General features: G+C 42.4%; 18 protein-coding genes and 1 pseudogene. 6 read left to right on the top strand and 13 right to left on the bottom strand.

Annotated elements, in window-relative coordinates:
• Positions 1-161, top strand: a pseudogene (locus AC2VE5_RS10440) (photosystem II D2 protein (photosystem q(a) protein)); the annotation flags it as partial.
• A 449-nt stretch (positions 162-610) separates the two neighbouring features.
• Here the strand turns inward: AC2VE5_RS10440 and AC2VE5_RS10445 are convergent.
• The 3 genes from AC2VE5_RS10445 to AC2VE5_RS10455 form a co-directional block, all read right to left on the bottom strand.
• Complete coding sequence (locus tag AC2VE5_RS10445; protein WP_486887688.1) at positions 611-3,031, bottom strand: heavy metal translocating P-type ATPase; 2,421 nt, start codon at positions 3,029-3,031, stop codon at positions 611-613.
• A gap of 233 nt (positions 3,032-3,264) precedes the next feature.
• On the bottom strand, positions 3,265-3,660 hold the full coding sequence (locus AC2VE5_RS10450) for a cyclic di-GMP-binding domain-containing protein, MshE-related (RefSeq protein WP_486887689.1): 396 nt from the start codon (positions 3,658-3,660) through the stop codon (positions 3,265-3,267).
• 242 nt (positions 3,661-3,902) lie between these two features.
• Positions 3,903-5,480: a CPBP family glutamic-type intramembrane protease gene (locus AC2VE5_RS10455; RefSeq protein WP_486887690.1), complete on the bottom strand. Its 1,578-nt coding sequence runs from the start codon at positions 5,478-5,480 to the stop codon at positions 3,903-3,905.
• 171 nt (positions 5,481-5,651) lie between these two features.
• Here AC2VE5_RS10455 and AC2VE5_RS10460 point away from each other — a divergent pair, with 171 nt between their 5' ends.
• Both AC2VE5_RS10460 and AC2VE5_RS10465 read left to right on the top strand, forming a co-directional pair.
• Positions 5,652-6,998: a histidine phosphatase family protein gene (locus AC2VE5_RS10460; RefSeq protein WP_486887691.1), complete on the top strand. Its 1,347-nt coding sequence runs from the start codon at positions 5,652-5,654 to the stop codon at positions 6,996-6,998.
• A gap of 30 nt (positions 6,999-7,028) precedes the next feature.
• Complete coding sequence (locus AC2VE5_RS10465; protein ID WP_486887692.1) at positions 7,029-8,300, top strand: dihydroorotase; 1,272 nt, start codon at positions 7,029-7,031, stop codon at positions 8,298-8,300.
• Here AC2VE5_RS10465 and lepB read toward each other — a convergent pair.
• A complete protein-coding gene (gene lepB / locus AC2VE5_RS10470) occupies positions 8,297-8,947 on the bottom strand; it encodes a signal peptidase I (RefSeq protein ID WP_486887693.1) in 651 nt (216 codons plus the stop codon). The two genes, AC2VE5_RS10465 and lepB, sit on opposite strands and share 4 nt — an antisense overlap.
• Before the next feature lie 14 nt (positions 8,948-8,961).
• Complete coding sequence (locus AC2VE5_RS10475; protein ID WP_486887694.1) at positions 8,962-9,090, bottom strand: hypothetical protein; 129 nt, start codon at positions 9,088-9,090, stop codon at positions 8,962-8,964.
• 23 nt (positions 9,091-9,113) lie between these two features.
• Between AC2VE5_RS10475 and AC2VE5_RS10480 the strand changes: the two genes are divergently transcribed.
• A complete protein-coding gene (locus AC2VE5_RS10480; protein ID WP_486887695.1) occupies positions 9,114-10,436 on the top strand; it encodes a dihydroorotase in 1,323 nt (440 codons plus the stop codon).
• Here AC2VE5_RS10480 and AC2VE5_RS10485 read toward each other — a convergent pair.
• From AC2VE5_RS10485 to AC2VE5_RS10495, 3 genes are read right to left on the bottom strand one after another with little or no spacing between them, the layout of a single operon-like run.
• Positions 10,433-11,062 carry a LysE family transporter gene (locus AC2VE5_RS10485; protein WP_486887696.1) on the bottom strand — a complete coding sequence of 210 codons (630 nt, stop codon included), beginning with the start codon at positions 11,060-11,062 and terminating at the stop codon, positions 10,433-10,435. The two genes, AC2VE5_RS10480 and AC2VE5_RS10485, sit on opposite strands and share 4 nt — an antisense overlap.
• Positions 11,063-11,064: 2 nt before the next feature.
• Positions 11,065-11,541 carry a tRNA (adenosine(37)-N6)-threonylcarbamoyltransferase complex ATPase subunit type 1 TsaE gene (gene tsaE, locus AC2VE5_RS10490; RefSeq protein ID WP_486887697.1) on the bottom strand — a complete coding sequence of 159 codons (477 nt, stop codon included), beginning with the start codon at positions 11,539-11,541 and terminating at the stop codon, positions 11,065-11,067.
• Positions 11,534-12,925 carry a gluconeogenesis factor YvcK family protein gene (locus AC2VE5_RS10495; protein WP_486887698.1) on the bottom strand — a complete coding sequence of 464 codons (1,392 nt, stop codon included), beginning with the start codon at positions 12,923-12,925 and terminating at the stop codon, positions 11,534-11,536. Before AC2VE5_RS10495 ends, tsaE begins: the two co-directional genes overlap by 8 nt.
• Before the next feature lie 427 nt (positions 12,926-13,352).
• Here AC2VE5_RS10495 and ruvC point away from each other — a divergent pair, with 427 nt between their 5' ends.
• Positions 13,353-13,883 (top strand): crossover junction endodeoxyribonuclease RuvC, encoded by a 531-nt coding sequence (ruvC, locus tag AC2VE5_RS10500; protein ID WP_486887699.1) that lies wholly within the window; start codon positions 13,353-13,355, stop codon positions 13,881-13,883.
• 44 nt (positions 13,884-13,927) lie between these two features.
• Here ruvC and AC2VE5_RS10505 read toward each other — a convergent pair whose 3' ends face one another.
• Positions 13,928-15,769, bottom strand: coding sequence for a PP2C family protein-serine/threonine phosphatase (locus tag AC2VE5_RS10505; protein WP_486887700.1), 1,842 nt, complete (start codon positions 15,767-15,769; stop codon positions 13,928-13,930).
• Positions 15,770-16,042: 273 nt separating this feature from the next.
• Positions 16,043-17,320, bottom strand: a complete 1,278-nt coding sequence (locus tag AC2VE5_RS10510) for an acetylornithine/succinylornithine family transaminase (protein WP_486887701.1) — start codon at positions 17,318-17,320, stop codon at positions 16,043-16,045.
• A 311-nt stretch (positions 17,321-17,631) separates the two neighbouring features.
• Between AC2VE5_RS10510 and AC2VE5_RS10515 the strand changes: the two genes are divergently transcribed.
• Positions 17,632-18,702, top strand: a complete 1,071-nt coding sequence (locus tag AC2VE5_RS10515; RefSeq protein ID WP_486887702.1) for a potassium channel family protein — start codon at positions 17,632-17,634, stop codon at positions 18,700-18,702.
• On the opposite strand, the gene AC2VE5_RS10520 is transcribed toward AC2VE5_RS10515, so the two are convergent.
• From AC2VE5_RS10520 to AC2VE5_RS10530, 3 genes are all read right to left on the bottom strand, one after another.
• A complete protein-coding gene (locus tag AC2VE5_RS10520) occupies positions 18,699-18,905 on the bottom strand; it encodes a glycogen debranching protein (RefSeq protein ID WP_486887703.1) in 207 nt (68 codons plus the stop codon). The genes AC2VE5_RS10515 and AC2VE5_RS10520 overlap by 4 nt on opposite strands.
• Positions 18,902-19,402: a GNAT family N-acetyltransferase gene (locus AC2VE5_RS10525; RefSeq protein WP_486887704.1), complete on the bottom strand. Its 501-nt coding sequence runs from the start codon at positions 19,400-19,402 to the stop codon at positions 18,902-18,904. Before AC2VE5_RS10525 ends, AC2VE5_RS10520 begins: the two co-directional genes overlap by 4 nt.
• Positions 19,403-19,464: 62 nt before the next feature.
• The gene (locus AC2VE5_RS10530; protein ID WP_486887705.1) at positions 19,465-20,619 is read right to left on the bottom strand and encodes an RNA polymerase sigma factor, RpoD/SigA family; all 1,155 of its coding nucleotides are present in this window, start codon (positions 20,617-20,619) and stop codon (positions 19,465-19,467) included.
• Between the last annotated feature and the right edge of the window lie 226 nt (positions 20,620-20,845).

Below are 20,845 nucleotides of genomic sequence, written 5' to 3' on the forward strand. Positions count from 1 at the left end.
GCCAAGAATTACGGGCGGCGGAAGACCCAGAGTTTGAGACTTTTTACACCAAAAACATTCTGCTGAACGAGGGCATCCGCGCTTGGATGGCTCCTCAAGATCAGCCTCACGAACAATTCCAATTCCCTGAAGAAGTATTGCCTCGCGGTAACGCTCTCTAAATTGATTTGGATTGAAATAAGGCATAAAAATAAACCCCTATTAAAAAGTAGGGGTTTTTCTTTTTTCAGCCAACAATTACAAAACATTGTGTTATATTAATTGAAGGTGACAAACACCCAAAGCAACAAGCTTTGTCCCTTTGAGATTTACGCCGTAAAGGCAACAAGGAGGTGATGCCCATGATAGAAAGTAGTATATCCTTGGGTCATCAAGTTGAAATGAGCCGGCTGCGCGCCGGGGCTGTTCTCTAAATAAAGCTTAGGCTTGCTTGGAGTTCCTTCCGGCAGTCTGGTTTCAACTTGAAGATCCACTACACCGCTCCTACATAAGGTTAACTAACCTTGGTAGGAGCGGATAGCTTTTTGTGGGGTATTGCACAGAACACTCATGGCGTGTCGTGCAAAATCAATAATCCTCCCCTGTGTCGAAGGATTATTGATTTTTAGGACTAAATAGGGCGTTGGCTGAATCGACGCAATAACAAAGAATTTGTAACTACGCTAACAGAGCTAAATGCCATCAATGCCCCGGCGGCGGCAGGATTAAGCACAAAACCAAAACTAGGTAGTAGTAAACCCGCAGCAATGGGAATACCTAGAGTATTGTAAGCAAATGCCCAGAACAGATTTTGGCGAATTTTTTGAAAAGTTGCTCGACTAAGCTCGATAGCGGCAACAACATCTGCTAAAGAATCGCGCATTAGAACAATTTGGGCAGCTTCCATTGCTACTTCTGTACCTGCTTTGAGGGCAATACCAACGTCTGCTTGAGATAGGGCTGGAGCATCGTTGATACCGTCTCCTACCATTGCCACATGATGATTTTGAGCTTGGAGTTGTTGGATTGCTTGGGCTTTTCCGGCAGGAAGAACTTCAGCAATAATATCGGCTTTGCTTAGTCCTATCTGCGCGCCCAATACCTCGGCGGCGGCTATCGTGTCTCCGCTCAACAGCATGACTTTTAGATTCATTGAGCGCAACTGTTCAACAGTGCGATGAGCCTCAGCCCTTAGCGTGTCGCTCGCCGCTATTAATCCGAGTAGGACACCGTTATGAGCAACAAATACTACAGTTTTTCCGTTAGCAGCCAAAGTTAAACTTTGCGATCGCTCTTGTTCGCTAATAATAACGTTATTCTGACTTAGCCACTGGTAGTTACCTAGTAAAACTTGTTTTTCTTCTACCACCGCCGATACTCCTAATCCTGGCTCGGTATAGAAGTCTTTTGCCGTAGGGATAGATAAATTTTGTTCTTTAGCTGCTTGGACAATTGCGGTTGCTAAAGGGTGACAAGTACCGCTTTCCACAACGGCGGCTAGTTGCAGTAGTTCGCTTTGGGATACTAACAAATTAGAATCGTGACCAATAACTACTACATCAGTAATAGTAGGATGACCGCTAGTTAGAGTACCAGTTTTATCAAAAACTACTGTATCTAGCTGATGTACTCGTTCTAGAACATCTCCTCCTTTAATCAACAATCCCTTTTGCGCTCCGACTCCCGTACCAACTAAAATCGCTGTGGGTGTAGCAAGTCCCATCGCACAAGGACAAGCTACTACTAGCACCGCTATAGCTAGTTTCAAGCTCAATAGTAGTGGCGAAGGTTGAAGCAACTGAGCATTGGCTAGATGCTGAGCGTGGAGTGACATATCGTGACTGCTCATCTGCCCAGGTAACAATACCTCTGACCAAAGGTGCGTACCAACAAAGTACCAAAATAAGAAAGTTAATATTGCTGCTGTCAATACTCCGTAAGTAAAGTAACCTGCTACAGTATCGGCTAGTTTTTGGACTGGAGCTTTGCGAGTTTGGGCAGCTTCTACCAAAGCTACTATTTGCGCTAAAGTCGTGTCTGCTCCGGTACGAGTTGCCTGCAATGCAAAAGCGCTTGACTGATTCAATGTCCCGGCGGTAACGGTATCTCCTAGCTGCTTGATTACCGGAAATGGCTCTCCAGTGAGCATAGATTCATCTACCGTTGTGCGCCCTGCTACTACTTCACCATCTACAGGGATTTTTTCCCCTGGTAGTACCTGTATCCATTCTCCTACTCGCACTTGAGTCGCAGGAATTTCTACGCTAGAAGAGGAGTGAAAATTATTATCTATAGATATCCCTTGCGGGGTTATTAATCTTGCTAATTGTGGTTGCAGTGCTAATAATTGCCTAAAGGCGGCGGCGGCTTGACCTTTGGCTTGTTTTTCTAGGGTTCTACCTAGCAATATAAAGCCCAATAACATGACTGGCTCATCGAAGAAGCATTCCCAGCCCAAGGGAGGAAATAATAAAGCCACGACACTCGTGATATAGGCTGTTAGAGTTCCTAGCGCTACCAACGTATTCATATTTGGCGCATTGCGTCGCCAGCCGCGCCAACCTTCAACTAAAATCGGTCTTCCGGGGATAAGGAGAGTAATAGTTGCAAGTCCCCAATGCAACCAAATATTTTTTAATACAGGTAGCGTTAATAAACTTTCTGGCAGATGCCCTAAGCTGGAAAGAATTAGTAGTAATGAAGCTAAAAGTAATTGCTTTAACGCTGAACGTGATTCGCGTTGCTGTCGTTCGCTAAAATCTTCTATTGTCGGTGTCTCGCCTGTCGTAGCATTACGAGCTTTGGTGGGAAACCCCGCCGCCGTCAAAAGTTCGGCTAGTTCCTGCGGCTCGACGCTGTTTTGACACTCTACTACAGCGACTTCTGTAACTAAGTTTACACAACTTGCGATCGCTCCTGGATGCTGCGCCAGTTGTTTTTCTACGGTTTTAACACAACCGCCACACTTCATCCCTGTAATATCTAGGGTAATCGTCTTGCTCGCAGATTGCTCTTGGGACGTTAAGTTTGACGCAGTTGGGGCAAGGGGCATATTGGGAAACTTGTTACGACATCTTAATCCTTATTTACTTTAGCGTTTCTGTACTTACGAGCGAGTAGTTTAGGCTTAACTAATTTGCCAGCAACTCTTGTTTTAGGTATGTTTTAGGTACGTTTAAGCAATAGAAGATTGACTATAAATAAAAAACTACCTGATATAGCAAGTAGTTTTTTGGTTTGTGAGTTATTAAGTTGTGTTTAAAGTTTCTTAAGAATGTCAGCCGATTAAGAAATTAGCCAAAATCCATTCTTTTGCCAATATTGCTTTCTTAGGGTTTTGTCTAATTGTTCTATAGTAATTAGCTTTCTCTCTAACAGTAGCTCTCCTAACTTTTTGTTTTTCAAATATTGTTCCGCCAACACTTGATTGAGTTGCTCTTGAGATATTAAATTTTCTGCAACGAACATCTCACCTAAACGAATATTTTGTTCGGATAACGCTCGATTGAGTTTATCCGACGAAACTAATTTCTTTTCTAGTAATACTTCACCCAACTTTTTACCACTTTGGTTTTGAGAGACCAAAGCTTCTTGTAACTCGGTTGTCGAAATCAATCCTTTACGAAGTAGCATTCTGCCTAGCATCGGTTTAGAAACCTGTTTTAGAGTTTTTGTAAACATTTTGCACCCCCCTTCGACCATGTATTTTTTAACAATTGCTTACTGATTGTGACGCTTCGCTTGAACTTAACTACGATGTTTCTTAAGTTTGTTTTTATTTATACAAGGCTTTACTTAACTTAGAAGAAAAGTTTTATTTACTGTTAACTACACATTGAAGCTTAATCATTTTGTAGTTGTATCTATAAAAAGAAGTAAAGCTATATAGTGTTATTCAATTTTATTGATTTATGTAGCAATTATCAACTAGAGCTACTACCCAAAATAAATAGACTGACTAGAGTACCGCTATTCCAAAGACTGTGAAGCAATATAGGAGCAAGAAGATTGCGCGATCGCGTATATACAAATCCTAACACTACTCCCAAAACCATTAGTGGCAGAACTTCAGATAAGCTCAAGTGAGCAATAGCAAATAGGAAAGCACTAATTAAAATAGCTTGCCAGAGCGAAAAGTAACGAGTTAAGGAAGGTAATAAAAAACCTCTAAACAAGAACTCCTCAAATAGGGGGGCGGCGACGGCGGCTGTAAGGAAGAATACAGCAAGAGCGACTCGATCTTGCCCCTCTAAAACCAAAGAAAGTAAAGGATTGCTGCCACCTTGTCCATTCCATAGTTGTTGATTGAGCAGGGATACAACTACAACTAAAGGCAATGCCGCGCAATAGCCTCCTAGCCCCCACAAAAACCAATTGCCTTTTACTTTGAAGCGAAACCAGCCTGGAGGTAAAGGTAAAAATTTCTTGATAGACAAATACAGCACTGTAACAGCACCGAAGGCTAGAAACAGGTAAGTTGCTAAAGTATATAAAGCTTGAACTCTGACACTAGCAACTCCTGGCTTAATTTGGAATACAGAAAATATGAGCGGGACAATTATTTGCCCCATCAAGAAAAAGCCGACTATAAATACTTGCCATACTATTTCCCAATCCCAAGGTGTTGACCAAGCAACATCACCATTTTGAGAAAATACAGATTCTTTGCCTTTTATCAAGCGATTGATGAACAAATAAATTAATAAGGACAAGCCTATTAAGCCCGTTAGGGCAGGGATACTACTGATAATCGCTAGTTTTAATAATGCTTCCTCTGCTTGCTCTTTTTCTTTTACTTGGAGAGCAACTTTTTCATCTGGGCGCTGTTGTAGTTCGTAGAGTTGAGATAGAGCGCGTCCTTGAAACCAACCTTCTAAGTTGGCTTGAATTAAGGCTTCAGCATCAGGAAGTAGTTGGGGAGGTTCGCTCCATAATCCTGTTAAAACTGTTGCTGTAGCGGGTAAAGATTTGTCTTGCAGGGGCGAATTAATAACATTAAGCCATGTTTGCGCTGCGGGTTTAATTTGTTTTTGTTGTACTTGGAGAATCCCTAGGCGTAAATTGAGTTCAGCAATTAATTTTTGGATTTGAGCAACAGATTGAAGTAATTGTTTTTGCTGCGATAAGCGGGAAGTATCGGTAATTGGGGCAAGCTGCGAATCAGGCTTGGGCGGTGCAGGAGTGTTGCGAGGTTTTTCTGCTAGTTGCGCCAGTTGATTTTGAGCTTTATCTAAATTCGCTTGGGCGGATTTTTGCGCGTCAAGATATTGCTTAGTTGCTGCTTGTAGAGGATTTTCGCCCAAAAGTGTTTTACTAGCTTTAGTCAGATTGGGATCGGCGCTTTGGGCGGGCAACTGTTGGGCGCGAAGCAATAAATTAGTCTGGTATAGTTCCAAGCGGCTTTGAATTTGGGGCTGCTGCCAACTTGACCATAAGGCGCTTCCAGCCAAGAAAATTATTGCTAAAGTAAGCAAACTTAAAATCAACCGCTTAATCGTCATGAATCTTGAATTACTTTAATAAAGTCGCCACAAATTGCATTATCGCATTTTTGCCCTTGGATTCTATTGACTAGAAAAAAATTGAGCAGCAAGCTGACTCTCTGGTAGAATGACGCTGATTTGTCTTGCGTTTAGCGCAGCAGTTTGTAAGGCTATGAGAGGAGAAAAAGATTGACTACTCGCGCGATCGTTGTACGCCACGGTCAAAGCAGCTATAACACCGAGCGGCGCATCCAAGGGCGCAGTGATGTTTCAACTTTGACTCAAAAAGGTCGTGATGATGCCTTAAAAACGGGTACGGCTCTAAGTCACCTTAATTTTGCCGCTATTTATACAAGTCCTTTAAAACGAGCAAAAACAACGGCGGAAGTTATTGGACAGTGTTTAGTAACTCCTGCCCAAACCCAAACTATTGATAACTTAAGGGAAATTGATTTACCTCTATGGGAAGGGATGCGCTCTCAAGAGGTTAAAGACAACTTGGCTCAAGACTATCGTTTGTGGAAGCAGCATCCCGACGAATTTATGATGCTTGTACCCCAAGAAGATGGTGGAGAAAAAAAATATTTTCCAGTTTTAGCCCTGTACGAACAAGCACGACAGTTTTGGCAAGAAATATTATCCCGCCACGATGGGGAAACCATTTTGATTGTGGGGCATAATGGCATTAATAGAGCTTTAATCAGCACAGCGCTAGGAATTGCCCCCAATCGCTACCACAGCCTTCAGCAATCTAACTGTGGCATCAGCGTCCTCAATTTTGCTGGAAATTTGGGGCAAAGCGTCCAGCTAGAATCAATGAACCAAACCGGGCATTTGGGCGAAGTTTTGCCCTCGCTGCGCCCAAATCATCATGGCACGAGATTATTGCTGGTACGTCACGGCGAAACCGAGTGGAATCGCCAAACTAAGTTTCAAGGACAAATAGATGTGCCTTTAAACGATAATGGGCGATCGCAATCTCGCAAAGCCCAGGAGTTTCTCAAGGATATAAAGTTTGATTTTGCTTTTAGTAGCCCAATGCTACGTCCCAAAGAAACCGCCGAAATTATTTTGCAATCTCACCCCCATATTGAATTGCAACTGCTTGATGGCTTAAGAGAAATTGGTCACGGACTTTGGGAAGGCAAATTAGAAACAGAAATAGAGCAAACCTATCCCGGAGAATTGGAGCGTTGGCGGACTGTACCGCAGGAGGTACAAATGCCCGAAGGAGAGAATCTAGAGCAAGTACGCGATCGCAGTATCGAGTCTTGGCAGCAAATTGTTACTTCCGCCCTTAATCAGCAGTTGCAGATAGGCTTAGTCGTTGCTCACGATGCGACTAATAAAGTGTTGCTCTGCCATATTTTAGGCTTAGATAACAAATATTTCTGGAACTTCCGTCAAGGTAATGGCGCGGTGAGTGTAATTGATTATCCTCAAGGCTTGGATGGTTTACCTGTTTTACAAGCAATGAATATCACAACTCATTTAGGCGGTGGTGTATTGGATAAAACTGCGGCGGGTGCATTGTGAAATTTAACCAGTAAAAAGCTGATAGCAATTATGACAAGCGAATTGCTACAACAAGTCCGGGTAATAGATCCCGTTGCCAATACCGATCGCGTTGCTGATGTGGAGATTTGTGATGGTGTAATTAAGGCAGTACAAGACAATATTACCCAGTGGTCTAGGGATACTCAAGTGCGCGATTGTCGCGGTTTGGTCTTGGGGAGTGTGCTAGTAGATTTATACAGTCACTCCGGGGAACCTGGTTTTGAAACTAGGGAAACTTTGTCATCAATGCTAGAAGCGGCGGCGGCGGGAGGTTTTACACGGCTGTGTATTTTACCCGACACCATGCCCAGCTTGGATAATCCCGCCGCGATCGCCGGAATAGAGCAAAAAAGGCGAGAACTAAGCGGTCGCTTACCTAAAATGTATGTTTGGGGAGCATTAACCCTTGGTGTCCAAGGGCAGCAAATGACCGAGCTTGCTGAACTTGCCACTGGAGCGGTGGGTTTTGCGGATGGTAAGCCCCTGCAAAACTTGGCACTGCTGAGGCGGTTGCTGGAGTATTTAAAGCCGCTTAATAAGCCTGTGGCGCTGTGGTGTTGCGATCGCCAATTGACAGGTAATGGGGTGATGCGCGAAGGCACAGACTCGATTATTTTAGGTTTGCCAGGGAATCCCGACTTCTCTGAAACAACGGCAATTGCGGCAGTAATTGAGCTAGTTGCAGCAATTGGTACTCCGGTGCATATGATGCGCGTTTCTACGGTTCGTAGCGTCCAGCTAATTGAACGCGCTAAAGCTCAAGGTTTGCCGATTACCGCCAGCACTAGCTGGATGCACTTATTACTCGATACTAAGTCGCATTACAACTACGATCCCAACTTGCGCCTCGAACCACCTTTGGGCAACCCGCGCGATCGCACGGCATTACAAAAAGCGCTACGTTTGGGAGTAATAGATGCGATTTCCCTCGATTTAGCTCCCTATACCTACGAAGAAAAAACCGTTGCCTTTGCCGAAGCACCGCCAGGAGTAATTGGGTTTGAACTAGCTTTAGGTTTACTGTGGCAGTGTTTGGTAGAAAACGGTCACTGGTCAGCTTTGGAATTATGGCGCTGTCTTAGCCTTAATCCAGCTACGTGTTTGCAACAAACTATCAAAGAAATTTGTCCTGGTAACCCTGCCGAACTTACCTTATTTGCGCCGCAGCAATCCTGGCTTGTAGAACCACGCACCTTGAAATCTCTGGCGACTAATACTCCTTGGCTAGGGCAAAAAATTACTGGGCGCGTGGTGCAAACTTGGGTGAATAAGCTGCCTTAATCTACTTCTCCTAAGCGATTTGGCGGCCAAAAGCGCACTACAGCGCGACCAATGATTTGGTTTCTTGGGACAAAACCCCACATATGACTATCGCAACTATTGTTGCGATTATCACCCAGCATTAAGTAAGAGTTTTGCGGGACGGTAATTGGCCCTAATTCGTAATTGGGCGCATCCGCAATATATGCTTCCGATAAAGGGCGATCGTTGATGAAAACTCGCCCTTGGGTTACTTGGATTTTGTCTCCTGGTAAGCCAATCAACCGCTTAATATAAGCATCCTTAATTTGAGGAATTTCTGACTTATTGGGGTCGGGATGCCAAGGATCTACCGCTTCTCCTTCCGGAACTGGAGGCACAAGTTGCGAACAAACTTTGGCGCTGTTGGGCGGCATAAATACGACAATATCTCCTCTTTGAGGTGCTTGGAGGCGATAACTTACTTTATCAATAATCAATTTGTCATTGATTTGTAGAGTTGGTAGCATAGAGCCTGTAGGAATCCAACGTGCTTCAGCGACGAAGGTGCGTATCCCTAATGAAAGAATAATACTGAGGGCGATCGTTCTACCGAGTTCGCCCAGCCATGAACCTTCACGCTCTTTTTGCGACTTGTTATCAGACACTTGCTTTGACTCGCGCGACATATATATTTAATAGTTTATGTAAGGATTTTTGACTCAATTTTTCCTAGAGACTCTACTATATTAAGTTTAAAGTTTTCTCGGTAGAATAGGGTGATTTTGGGGCGATCGCCGCCCAAAAAACCTAGCTTTTGAATTTGTTTCAATTTTTTACCTGCCAAATACTGCCATGTCTCCTAATTCCAGCTTACTTATCCGCCATGCCACAATTTTGCTCCCTGATGAAGAATTTTTAGTTGGAGATGTGCTGGTACGCGATCGCTCCATTGTCCAAGTTGCTCCAGAAATTACTGCTCCAGGTGTTAAAGAGATAGACGCAACAGGCAAAACTTTGTTGCCCGGAGTTATTGACCCCCAGGTACACTTTCGCGAACCTGGTTTAGAACACAAAGAAGACTTGTTTACCGCTAGTTGTGCCTGTGCCAAGGGTGGAGTAACGTCTTTTTTAGAAATGCCCAACACGCGCCCGTTAACCATCACTCAGGCGGCGCTCGACGACAAGCTGCAACGGGCGGCGCAAAAGTGCGTAGTTAATTATGGTTTTTTTATTGGTGCTACTGCCGAAAATTTACCAGATTTGCTAACCGCTCATCCCACGCCAGGCATCAAAATTTTTATGGGTTCGATGCACGGGCCGTTATTGGTAGATACGGAAGCGGCGTTAGAGGCGATTTTTGCGCGTGGAAAGCGCTTAATTGCAGTCCATGCTGAAGATCGTGCCAGAATTGAGCAAAGGCGAGCGCAATTTGCTGGCAACCACGATCCCAAAATTCATTCGCAAATTCAAGACAATCAAACCGCAATACTTGCTACCCAATTAGCTGTAAAACTCGCTAACAAGTACCAACGCCGCCTGCATATTTTGCATATGTCCACGGCAGAAGAAGCCGAGTTTTTGCGTCAAGATAAACCAAGCTGGGTGACAGCAGAAGTCACCCCCCAGCACTTGCTATTAAATACTAATGCTTACGACACCATCGGCACTTGGGCGCAGATGAATCCGCCCTTGAAGTCGCCCCATGACAACGAAGTTCTCTGGCAAGCTTTACTCGATGGAGTTATAGACTTTATTGCTACCGATCACGCCCCCCATACTTTAGAGGAAAAAGCCCAAGAATACCCCCTTACGCCGTCAGGAATGCCTGGGGTGGAAACATCGCTGCCTTTGATGCTAACGGCGGCAATGGAGGGGCGTTGTACAGTAGCCCAAGTAGCCAATTGGATGTCTACCGCCGTAGCGAAGGGCTATGGAATTGCTAATAAAGGTGCGATTTCTCCTGGCTATGATGCAGACTTAGTATTGGTAGACTTGAATGCTTATCGCCCCGTTGTACGCGAGGAACTATTAACTAAGTGCGGCTGGAGTCCTTTTGAGGGTTGGAATCTTACCGGGTGGGCGGTAATGACTATTGTGGGCGGTCAAATTGTCTACGAAAATGGGAAAGTAAATACAGAAGTGCGAGGGGAAGCTTTAAAGTTTGCCGATAACTAATATTTTGCACTTTCTAGGGCAACTTTTATGCCTAACGCGATTAAAATTACTCCCATAGTTTTTTCTACATAGTGAGATACAGATAAAAACCGATTTTTAATGATGGGATGAGAAATTGCTACTGCTAATAAGGTAAACCAGCCTAATGTAAAGACAAACATCTGCAATCCATAAAGCGCTCTTAGGCTTGCAGGCGTAGAGGGGCTAATGACTTGGGTAAACAAACTAAAGAAAAATAAAGTAACTTTTGGATTAAGTATATTAGTTATAAAGCCAATTTTTACCGCTTCTAGTCTATTTAGATCTTGTTTAGATTTTAGCGCTGCGATCTCTCTACTCGGTTTAGCTTTTAACGATTTATAACCAATGTAAATTAAATAAGCTGCCCCTAAAAGTTTGAGCGTGGAAAATAGAACGATTGACTTAGCAATAATTAACCCAATTCCAACCAGGGTATAGGTTAGGTGAACTAAAATTCCGAGCGATATGCCCAAAGCCGAATAAATACCAGTACGGCGAGAATAGACTAAACTATTGCGACAGATAATAGCAAAATCGGGTCCAGGACTCATAATTGCTACTAATTGAATAATCGTAATAGTTACTAATTGGGCATAAAAAGACATAGTTATTTTTGCAAAAATTCGTTTAATTCGAGCGCTACGCCAAAATTAAAAATTTCTACTTGTCGCTGCTCGTTTTTGTAAGTTAAACATAATTGTAAATAAGTTGGCGGCTTTTGTACCAATCTCTCCGCCCATTCAATTGCCACAATTCCCAAAGGATATTCCAGCCCATTCCAGTAACTTTCTAAATTTAATTGCGTAACTTCCATGCTTTGCAAGCGGTACAAATCTAGATGATACAGAGGTAAACGTCCTTCGACGTACTCGTTAATTAGGGTAAAAGTTGGGCTAACAATTGATTCAGTAATTCCCAAGCCTTCACCAATTCCTTGCACTAAAGTAGTTTTACCACTACCCAAATCTCCCTCTAATAAAAGTACGCTACCAGCAACTAAGGATTGTCCCAAACTTATCCCCAATAGTCGCGTAGCTTCAGCATCGGCTAGTAAAATTTTTAAAGGAGTTTTACCTTCAACCATAAGCGCGACTGTACCAACGCAATAACACTCCGGCTAGGCGCTTAGGATTGTGTCTGACTACACCTGTTACTTCATCTTCATCCATAACATTTGCTAAAATAACCCGTCGCCCTATCTTTGTGACTAATTCGCGATCGAGAAATACTGGATGGGAGTTTTCTTGAGCATAACGTTTTAAGCTGCGGGGTGAAGGGGCTTGTTTGTGGACTAACACGGCATTAAATAAACGTTCTCCACAAGCATTATCGATCGCTCTAATATGATCGGAAACAGTATAACCATGAGTCTCGCCTGCTTGCGTCATAATGTTGCACACATAGATGCAGGGTACGGGGGGGACTCTACCGCCTCCTTTGCGCCTAAAAGCGATCGCTTCGGTTATTTCTGGTACTAATAAATTGGGAATAACGCTCGTGTAGAGACTGCCAGGACCAATAATTATACAGTCGGCTTCTTCTATTGCTTGCAATACTTTGGGTAAGGCGGGGGGACTTGCAGGAATACTGCCAATTTTGAGAATACTTCCCCCAGCTTCGGTAATATTTGACTCTCCTTCAATTCTCCGCCCATCGGCTAATTCTGCCCACAAGCGCATATCGCTAAGAGTTGCGGGTAATACTTGCCCTCTTACGGCTAAAACATCAGAACTAGCGGCGATCGCTCTTTCTAGATCTCCCGTAATATCACTCATTGCTGTCAAAAATAGATTACCAAAACTGTGACCTGTTAATCCATCTCCCGCCGTAAATCGATACTGGAATAGTTCAGTTAGTAGTGTTTCCTCCGATGCTAGGGCTGCTAGACAGTTGCGGATGTCTCCCGGTGGCAAAACGCCATTTTCCCGTCGCAATCGCCCAGAGGAGCCACCATCGTCGGCTACAGTGACAATAGCAGTAATGTTGTTACTGTAAGTTTTTAGTCCTCTTAGCAAAGTCGATAGACCTGTACCGCCACCAATAACGACAATTTTTGGACCTCGATGCAGGCGGCGGTAGCTGAGAAGTACATCTATTAATTCTTCGTCGTCACCTTCAGGTCTTAAAACTTCTGTAATTGAACCAACCGTACGAGTTTGTCCCCAAAATATCAACAGCAAGCCAAATAGCAAAATTAAAGGACCGCTAATATAGTTTGGCAAAAAGTTGGCGATCGCACTTACAAGGTCTTGAGTCAATTGAATGGCATAAAAAATGGGTGTTAGCTTCACCCATATTGCTAAACCTAAAGCTGCGAGTATTACACCACCAGCACTTATTAGCAACCAGCGTTTGACCGATAACCCCGGCGAAAGCCATTTAAACCACTGGCTAAGTCTATACTGAGTCCGATTGCGCGACTCTTGCCTAAATAAGTTTAGGACTTGTTTGAAATAACTGATTGACATAGGCTAATTTGACAGAAGGATACACAGGATAGCTAGGACTACAGGATGCTCGGATCTAAGAAATCGCCCTTCTAATTTTCAACCATAGGCGGTAAGTAAGTTTATAGTTTAAGTCTTCATTTAGATTTGCTGCGTCTCCTACTTTACTAGCTTTGAGGACGTTAGAGCTTACTTTTTGGTTGCAACAATAGTTTATGGATAACAACACATATCTTATACAATTAATGCTCCATACAACTATCTAGGTGAATAATTTTTTCAGACATCTTAAGCTGGTTAACGTTTGAATGCTAATAATTGTTAGTTTATAGAAAATAATTAATTTGTATTGAGATGTTTAACTAAACTTGTGTAAGTTTGATTAGCTACTTCCCGGACAAAACTGCTCGTATCTATGTATTGATCAAATAAAGTTTTAGATTTACAAATGGAAAAGCGTATTTTAGGATTAGATCCAGGTTTGGCTATTTTAGGGTTTGGAACGATTTGCTATCAATTTGAAAATTTTTCAACTCTGGATTCATCTCAATCTTGTAACCTAGCAACTAAAGTAGTAAGTAGCTCCGTAAGCTTGGTAGATTTTGGCGTAATTAAAACTAACGCCAAGGTAGAAATGGGTAAACGCCTATGTATTATTTATGACGACTTGAATACGCTAATAGAACAGTGCAAACCCGAACTTGTCGCCATTGAAAAACTATTTTTCTATCGGATGGCTAATACTATTACTGTAGCTCAAGCTAGGGGAGTGATGATGTTAGTATTAGCACAGCATAATCTACCTTTTGTAGAGTTTACACCTGCCCAAATTAAACAGGCGCTCACAGGTTGGGGTAATGCAGACAAGAAGGAAGTACAAGAAGCCGTAGCACGAGAACTAGAGCTAGATTATATTCCACATCCTGATGATGCATCTGATGCTTTAGCTGTAGCGCTAACAGCATCTTTTCACTTATAAAAAAGTTGCCTATTGGGGCTTTTGTTTGGACTAAAGGCGATGGTTTAATATTGGTTTAGCAAATTACATTTCATAGCTACGATCGTTGCATTGTCTCGTGCGCCTCGTGTTAATACTAAATTAATTGTATCGTTGACAGATACTTTTAAGTGTCGATTTCCTGTAAAAATTTCTGCTAATTCAGTCTGCGGTATTAAATCCCAAATACCATCAGAGCAAAGTATAATAATATCGTCTTGTTCTAATAATATTGATAAGTCTGAGCCAAAAGTTGCCAATGTTTGGATGTGACTAGAATTTAATTTCTCTTTTGAACCAATACACTTAGTTAAAACATTTCGTTGCGGATGTTTACGACTTTCTTCATAGGTGATATCGCCATCTGCAAGGAGCATAGCTACTAATGAGTGGTCTTCGCTCAATTGACAAATCATTCTTTTGCGTATTAGATAAATGCGGCTATCCCCTACATGAGCGATTCTTAATTTGCGGGAGTCTGCCCAAGCTATACTTAGAGTTGTTCCACCTTTATTAACATTTTGATTTACACATTTATTTGCTTTTTTGACTACTGACTCTAGCCATTCTTGGCATTGATTTTCGTCATTACTAGCACAATCAATAGCTGATTCTATTACTGTTTTTACAGCCAACTGACTAGCAATTTCTCCTTGAGCTAATCCTCCCATTCCATCAGCTAAAACTGCCAAAATAGTATCTTTATAACTGCTAGAATACTGTTGTACGCTGTAGTTGTCTTCATTATGTAGGCGCTGCATAGATAGCCCAATGGTAGAACGACTTGCTACATCCCACTGCACTTTACAGTTACTAAATGTTTGTTTGGTTTCACCTAAAACTTTTACTAAGCGAATTAAAGAAATTCGTTCTTCTATAACCGGAGAAAGACAATGGCTAATAATTTGGTATATACCTGGTATAGGTTGAGTATTTAAACCAATAAAATTAAGCTTTGTATCTAGCAATTGTTGGTAAACAGCTTGATAAAGCAAAGTGCCTATAATATAAACGCTCATCCCTTGACTAATAGGATGCTCGAAAGCTATCTCTGGAGCGCAATACTCCTTTTCTCTACTAGCTACGACCTTATCGCCAATAAGCTGAACGTGAGTCAAATCAAAAAATTTGATTGTAGAGTCTACTACTTGAATAAACTTAGGAATTACTTGAAAAAAGCACCATCCTTGATGACTAGCTTGCTGAAATAATTGGCAAACTTGATGTGTTATCTCTAAAGATACTTCTTGGCTGTGCTTTTTTCGCAACCAAACATCTAAAGTTTGTCCTGGAATTGGTAGCTCGCTAAGTATAAGTAGCTTTGAATCTGGTACAAGATTTGTATGCGCTGTATGTTCATCCTCCAAATATTCATAGTTCTCCGTAACTTGCCAGTCAGCATCAAGGTAACTTTCAGAAATTGAGAACTCTATGGGATGATTAATTATCTGCGGTGAACATAATTCGCTGGGAAAATCGCTATCTTTTACAATGTTTTCAACTACAATACCAGTTCTTTCGATTGAATCTGTATTCAACCGAGAGTAATCAAAGCTATTGTTTTTATAATTCTCATCCGTAATATTTGATAGTGAATGTGTTTCCTTCACCCCAAAAGTTAGAATCTTTGAGATTGACTTACTGTCTTTAAGAGCGTAACGTAACTGCAATTCGCGACTTAGCCCGCCGTTTAGATCACCAATACGTAACAAGCCTAGCTTATTTGAATTAGCATTAGTTCTAGACACTTCTTGAATGCTAACTTGGTAATAATCTATGTCAGCAAATTTACATAAATGTGAATCAATAACTAAATAAAAGTTGTTTAGGTGGAAAGAAGTATTTTCTTGAACAATTAAACAGGACATATTAAAATATAGGAAGCCGCTATTCCAGACTAATTTGTGAGCTTGACTAAGCTTTTATTAATTAAAATTGTAGGCTATCTTTTGAGATTTATAAGCGGTAGGAACGGAAAAGATAAGGGCTTTATCAATTATTTGCACGCTGAAGCTATTTATGAATTTTTGACCTAATAAAAAATAATTAAGAGGGCTTTGATCCCTTCTTAATTATTTGGGTAACGATCTGGAGGAGAATCGAGCTTACTGCTGCTAAAAATAACGATCGCACTTTTAGAACTAAACCACCGCTTTCATCGCCCGTTCTAGAGCTTGCAAAGCCGAGTCTACCTCAAAAGATGAAACAATTAACGGTGGCACAAAACGGATAACTTTGGGTCCGGCTGGCACGAGTAACAAGCCCTCATTCATAGCAGCTTTGACAACATCGCTAGAAGTCAAAGGTATGTCTTGAGCAAGTTCCATGCCATTAATTAAGCCCCAACCGCGCACTTCTGCAACAATATCTGAGTATTTTGCCGCCAAAGCTTGTAAGCCTGCTCTTAGTTGTACGCCGCGTTGTTGGACGTTTTGAAGCAAGAAGTCGCGTTCTATGGTTTCTAGGACGCATAGCGCCGCCGCACAAGCAAAAGGATTGCCCCCAAAGGTACTAGCATGATCGCCAGGAGTGAAGACATCGCAAAAAGACTTACACATCACAGCCCCAATTGGAATACCGCCGCCCAAACCTTTGGCACTGGTAAAAATATCTGGTTCAATGCCCAAGTTTTCGTAACCCCACAGGGTTCCCGTTCTGCCTACTCCTACTTGGACTTCATCTAGCATTAATAAAATGCCCGTTTCGTCGCAAATCTCGCGGAGACGCTGGAAATAAGCGCGACTTCCAGGACGCACGCCGCCTTCTCCCTGCAAAGGTTCTAGCAGAATTGCCGCCACACCGCGATCGCCGGAATCTAATTCGGTAATTGCTGTCTCTACAGCTTTGACATCGTTATAAGGCACGTAATGGAAGCCCGGAACTAAAGGACTAAAATTTTTTTGATACTTTGGCTGTCCAGTGGCGGTAATAGTTGCTAAGGTGCGTCCGTGAAAGCTGGCATTAGCAGTCAAAATAATTGGTTCGTCGATTTGTTTTACTGTATGAGCGTATTTGCGGGCGAGTTTAATTGCACCTTCATTTGCTTCCGCCCCAGAATTACAGAAAAATACCCGATCGGCGCAGGATGTATCGATTAGCTTTTTGGCTAACTGGCCTTGAACAGGAATGTAGTACAAATTGGAAACATGATGCAGGGTTTTAATTTGCCGGGTTACGGTTTCAACTAAAGCGCTGTGAGCGTGTCCTAGAGTGCAAGTCGCAATTCCCGCTACAAAGTCTAGATATTCACGCCCCTGAGTGTCCCAAACCTTGCAGCCTACGCCTCGTTCCAATGCCAAGGGAAAGCGCCCGTAAGTAGTCATTACCGATTCGTTGAAGCTACTTGGATCGTAGGGGCTGCCCAAAACAGGGGCGGATTCGGTGGGTATAGAAAGATTGTCAGCTAAATCTATACGCATTAATTACTCCTTAAAAGGTTATTTATTTTTATCAAGTTTAATAGGTGTGAGCAAAAATTTTTGTCCGATTTGATTCAACTAGCGATATTGACCAGGAAAAACGGTTATAGTTTCGCATTCTATCTAGGGTGAAAACCTATTTGCTCTTACTTCCGTCTAGGACTAAAGTTCTAGCTAATAGATCAAACCGACTGCTAAAACCAAAATTTGGCTTGACTCCGATATAATCGTTGCTCAAACCAACTTGCATTGCCGCTTAAATAAAGCAATCTTATATAATCCAACAAGCTAACCGCCATCGGCAAACACCTGTGTACTCAACTTTCGAGCAAAAATATCGCCGCATCCAACAAGAGTTATTTGCTGGGGCGATCGCCCTTGTAGGTGTCTTTTTGATTGGCACTTTATGGTATTGGCTAGTAGAAGGCTGGACGTGGGAAGATGCGGCATACATGACCGTAATTACTCTAGCTACTGTTGGTTTTGGGGAAATTAACCCTTTGGGCAACCGGGGGCGGTTATTTACTATCTCTCTGATTTTGATGGGAGTAATTACAATTGGTTACATTGTTAATCGTTTTACAGAAGCTCTTATTCAGGGTTATTTTCAAGAAGGAATCCGACTGAGGCAACAACGGCGGGCAATGGAATCACTATCAGGACACTACATTATCTGTGGTTGCGGGCGTATCGGGCAGCAAGTAGCTTTAGAATTTGATGCCGAGGGAGTTTTATTTGTCACTGTAGACTTAAATATTGCTTCAATTCAAGCTGCGCAGCAATTGGGTCATATTGCAGTTCAAGGCGATGCTACTTTAGATGAAACTTTAATTAAAGTGGGCATAGAAAGGGCGTTCGGGTTAGTTGCTGCTTTACCTTCCGATGCGGAAAATTTGTACACCATACTGTCGGCAAAAACGTTGAATCCCAATGTTCGAGCGATCGCGCGGGCGAGCAATCGAGAAGCGTTGCAGAAGCTCCAACGGGCGGGAGCCGATGCTGTTGTCTCCCCCTATATCACAGGTGGGAAGAGGATGGCTGCGGCGGCGCTCAGACCCCAGGTAATGGATTTTGTTGATGGTATCCTGACTGGAGCCGACCGAGAGTTGTATATGGAAGAATATCGTCTCGATCCGGCAGTTTGTCCTTGTATTGGTCAAACTTTAAAAGAAGCGAGGTTGCGTAGCCAGACGGGTGCTTTGGTATTGGCTATTCGGCGCGTTGATGGCAGTTTAATTGGTGGTCCCACGGCGGAGACTGTTTTGATGGCGGGAGATTTACTTATTTGCATGGGTACGGCAGAACAGTTGCGGCAAATTAATCAAATCTTAGGTCCGATTCGCAGCCAAGTTCCGCGTCCGCCTAAGCACGGAAACACTTAGTCTAATTTCAAAGCATTAACTGGGACTTCATCCCAAGTTGCTACGGTGCGCATATTTGCTACCCATCCGGCGGTTTTTTGAATATCGGTTAAGTTACGAGCAAAAGAGTCGTGACAGTCTTTTGCCTGGGTTTCGTCGCAACAAGCAATGCAAGCATGAATCATCCCAGAAGGGTCAATTTGTTCGTTTATCCAAATAATCAAGGCTCGTTTCTCCCATTCATTGACAATTGATTTAATGTATCGCCCGTAACTCGGCAAGTTCGCCAGTCTGGTAAGACTTGCGCGCCCATCTGCTCGTAAAATGCGATCGCATCTATATTCCAATCTAGAACGCTCCACTCCAATCGTCCATACCCGCGCTCTACAGTAAGTTTGGCTAAGTAACCTAAAATCTCTTTCCCAATACCCTTACGTCGATACTCAGGTAAAACAAACAAGTCTTCTAAATATATTCCTGGCTGAGTGAGAAATGTTGAGTAGTTAGGGAAAAATAGCGCAAATCCGGCAGTTTCCCCCCCATACTCTGCAATTATTGCCTCAACGTAAGGATGAGAACCACACAAATGGTTATGCAAAGCTTCTACATTGCCAGTAACGGCATGAGCTAACTTTTCGTATTCTGCCAGTGCTTGAATTAAGCCAAACAAAATTGGTACGTCATCCGGTTGTACTTGACGTAATCTCAAATCTCTACCCATCACATACATCCACGACTGCTTTTAGATTTTACCTATAGTCCAGCCGTGGGATACAAAAAACTTTAAACTAGCCAGCCTTTCAAACGTTTAGCTATTTGCGGTCTTCTTAGTTTTCGCATTGCTTTACTTTGAATTTGCCGCACTCTCTCGCGGGAAAGATTGAACAAGCAACCTACTTCTTCTAAAGTACAAGGTTCGCTGGTCGTCAAACCATAACGCAAGGAAATCACGTCTTTTTCTCTGGGAGTTAATACGTCTGCTAGTACGTCCCAAATTTCTTGACGCATCATAGTTTCATTCATTTGCTGTTCGGGAGATTGCCCGTCTTCATCTTCTAGCAAGTCTACAAGTTCGGTGTCTTCTTCTTTACCGACGCGATGATTTAATGATAAAGATTTGCGCCTTAGTTGTTGCAGTTGGCGTAGTTGTTCAGGAGTAGTGTCTAAAGCTTCAGCGAGTTCGTTTTCTGTAGCGTTGCGATGCAGCTTTTGTTTGATTTCTCGCTGGGCTTTTTTGAGTTTATTTAGTTTTTCGACGATATGAATTGGTAATCTGATGGTACGAGCATCGTTGGCGATCGCTCTTGTGATTGCCTGTCTAATCCACCAATAAGCGTAAGTTGAAAATTTGTAGCCTTTGTCTGGATCGAACTTTTCTGTAGCGCGATTTAATCCCATCGCGCCTTCTTGAATTAAGTCTAAAAATTGGACTCCTCGATTCAAGTATCTTTTGGCAATAGATACTACCAAACGTAAATTGGAGCGGATCATTTTCCGCTTTGCTACTCTACCTTGATACAGCTTTTGCTCTAATTGGCGTTCAGTTAGACTCAGCGTGGCGGCAGTTTCTGCTTGGGTTACACCACGATTTAGTTCGCTACTCAATCGCTCTTGGATTTCACCTACTTCTACTAAAAATCGTACCCGTTTTGCTAACTCTACTTCTTCTTCTGCTTTTAGCAATGGATAGCGTGCCATTTCCTTAAAAAAGGCTCCCACTGCATCGTCTGTATCAGTTTTACGGTATCCTGATGGTCTAGCAGCAGCTAAACTATCTCCGTCTCTATCTTCTGAGCCTTGGGTTTCTACATCCCCTATTTCTTCTACAACTGCTTCTATATTTTCTAAAGACAGTTCTTCTAAATCGTCCACATGAGAATTACTTGTTTCTTCTATTGGTAACAACACATCAATTGAGTCTAATTCAGTAATATTCATATTTACGTTTAGGTGAGATAAACTAATTTACTTTGTAGGTACAGTGCTTGCACATAAATGATTAAAGGCACAGTAATCTAGCCTATTGGCTTGCAACTAATAGCAGTTTGAATAAATAAAACTTAATAGATTTTGCACTTGTTCTATTATGCTATTTTTCTCCTTTTAGCTGTTTAAATATTTCTGTTTTTATCCTAGCGCTAATATAAAAATAATGGTTTGCATG

The sequence above is a fragment of the Aliterella sp. E5.1 genome (genome assembly GCF_057473825.1).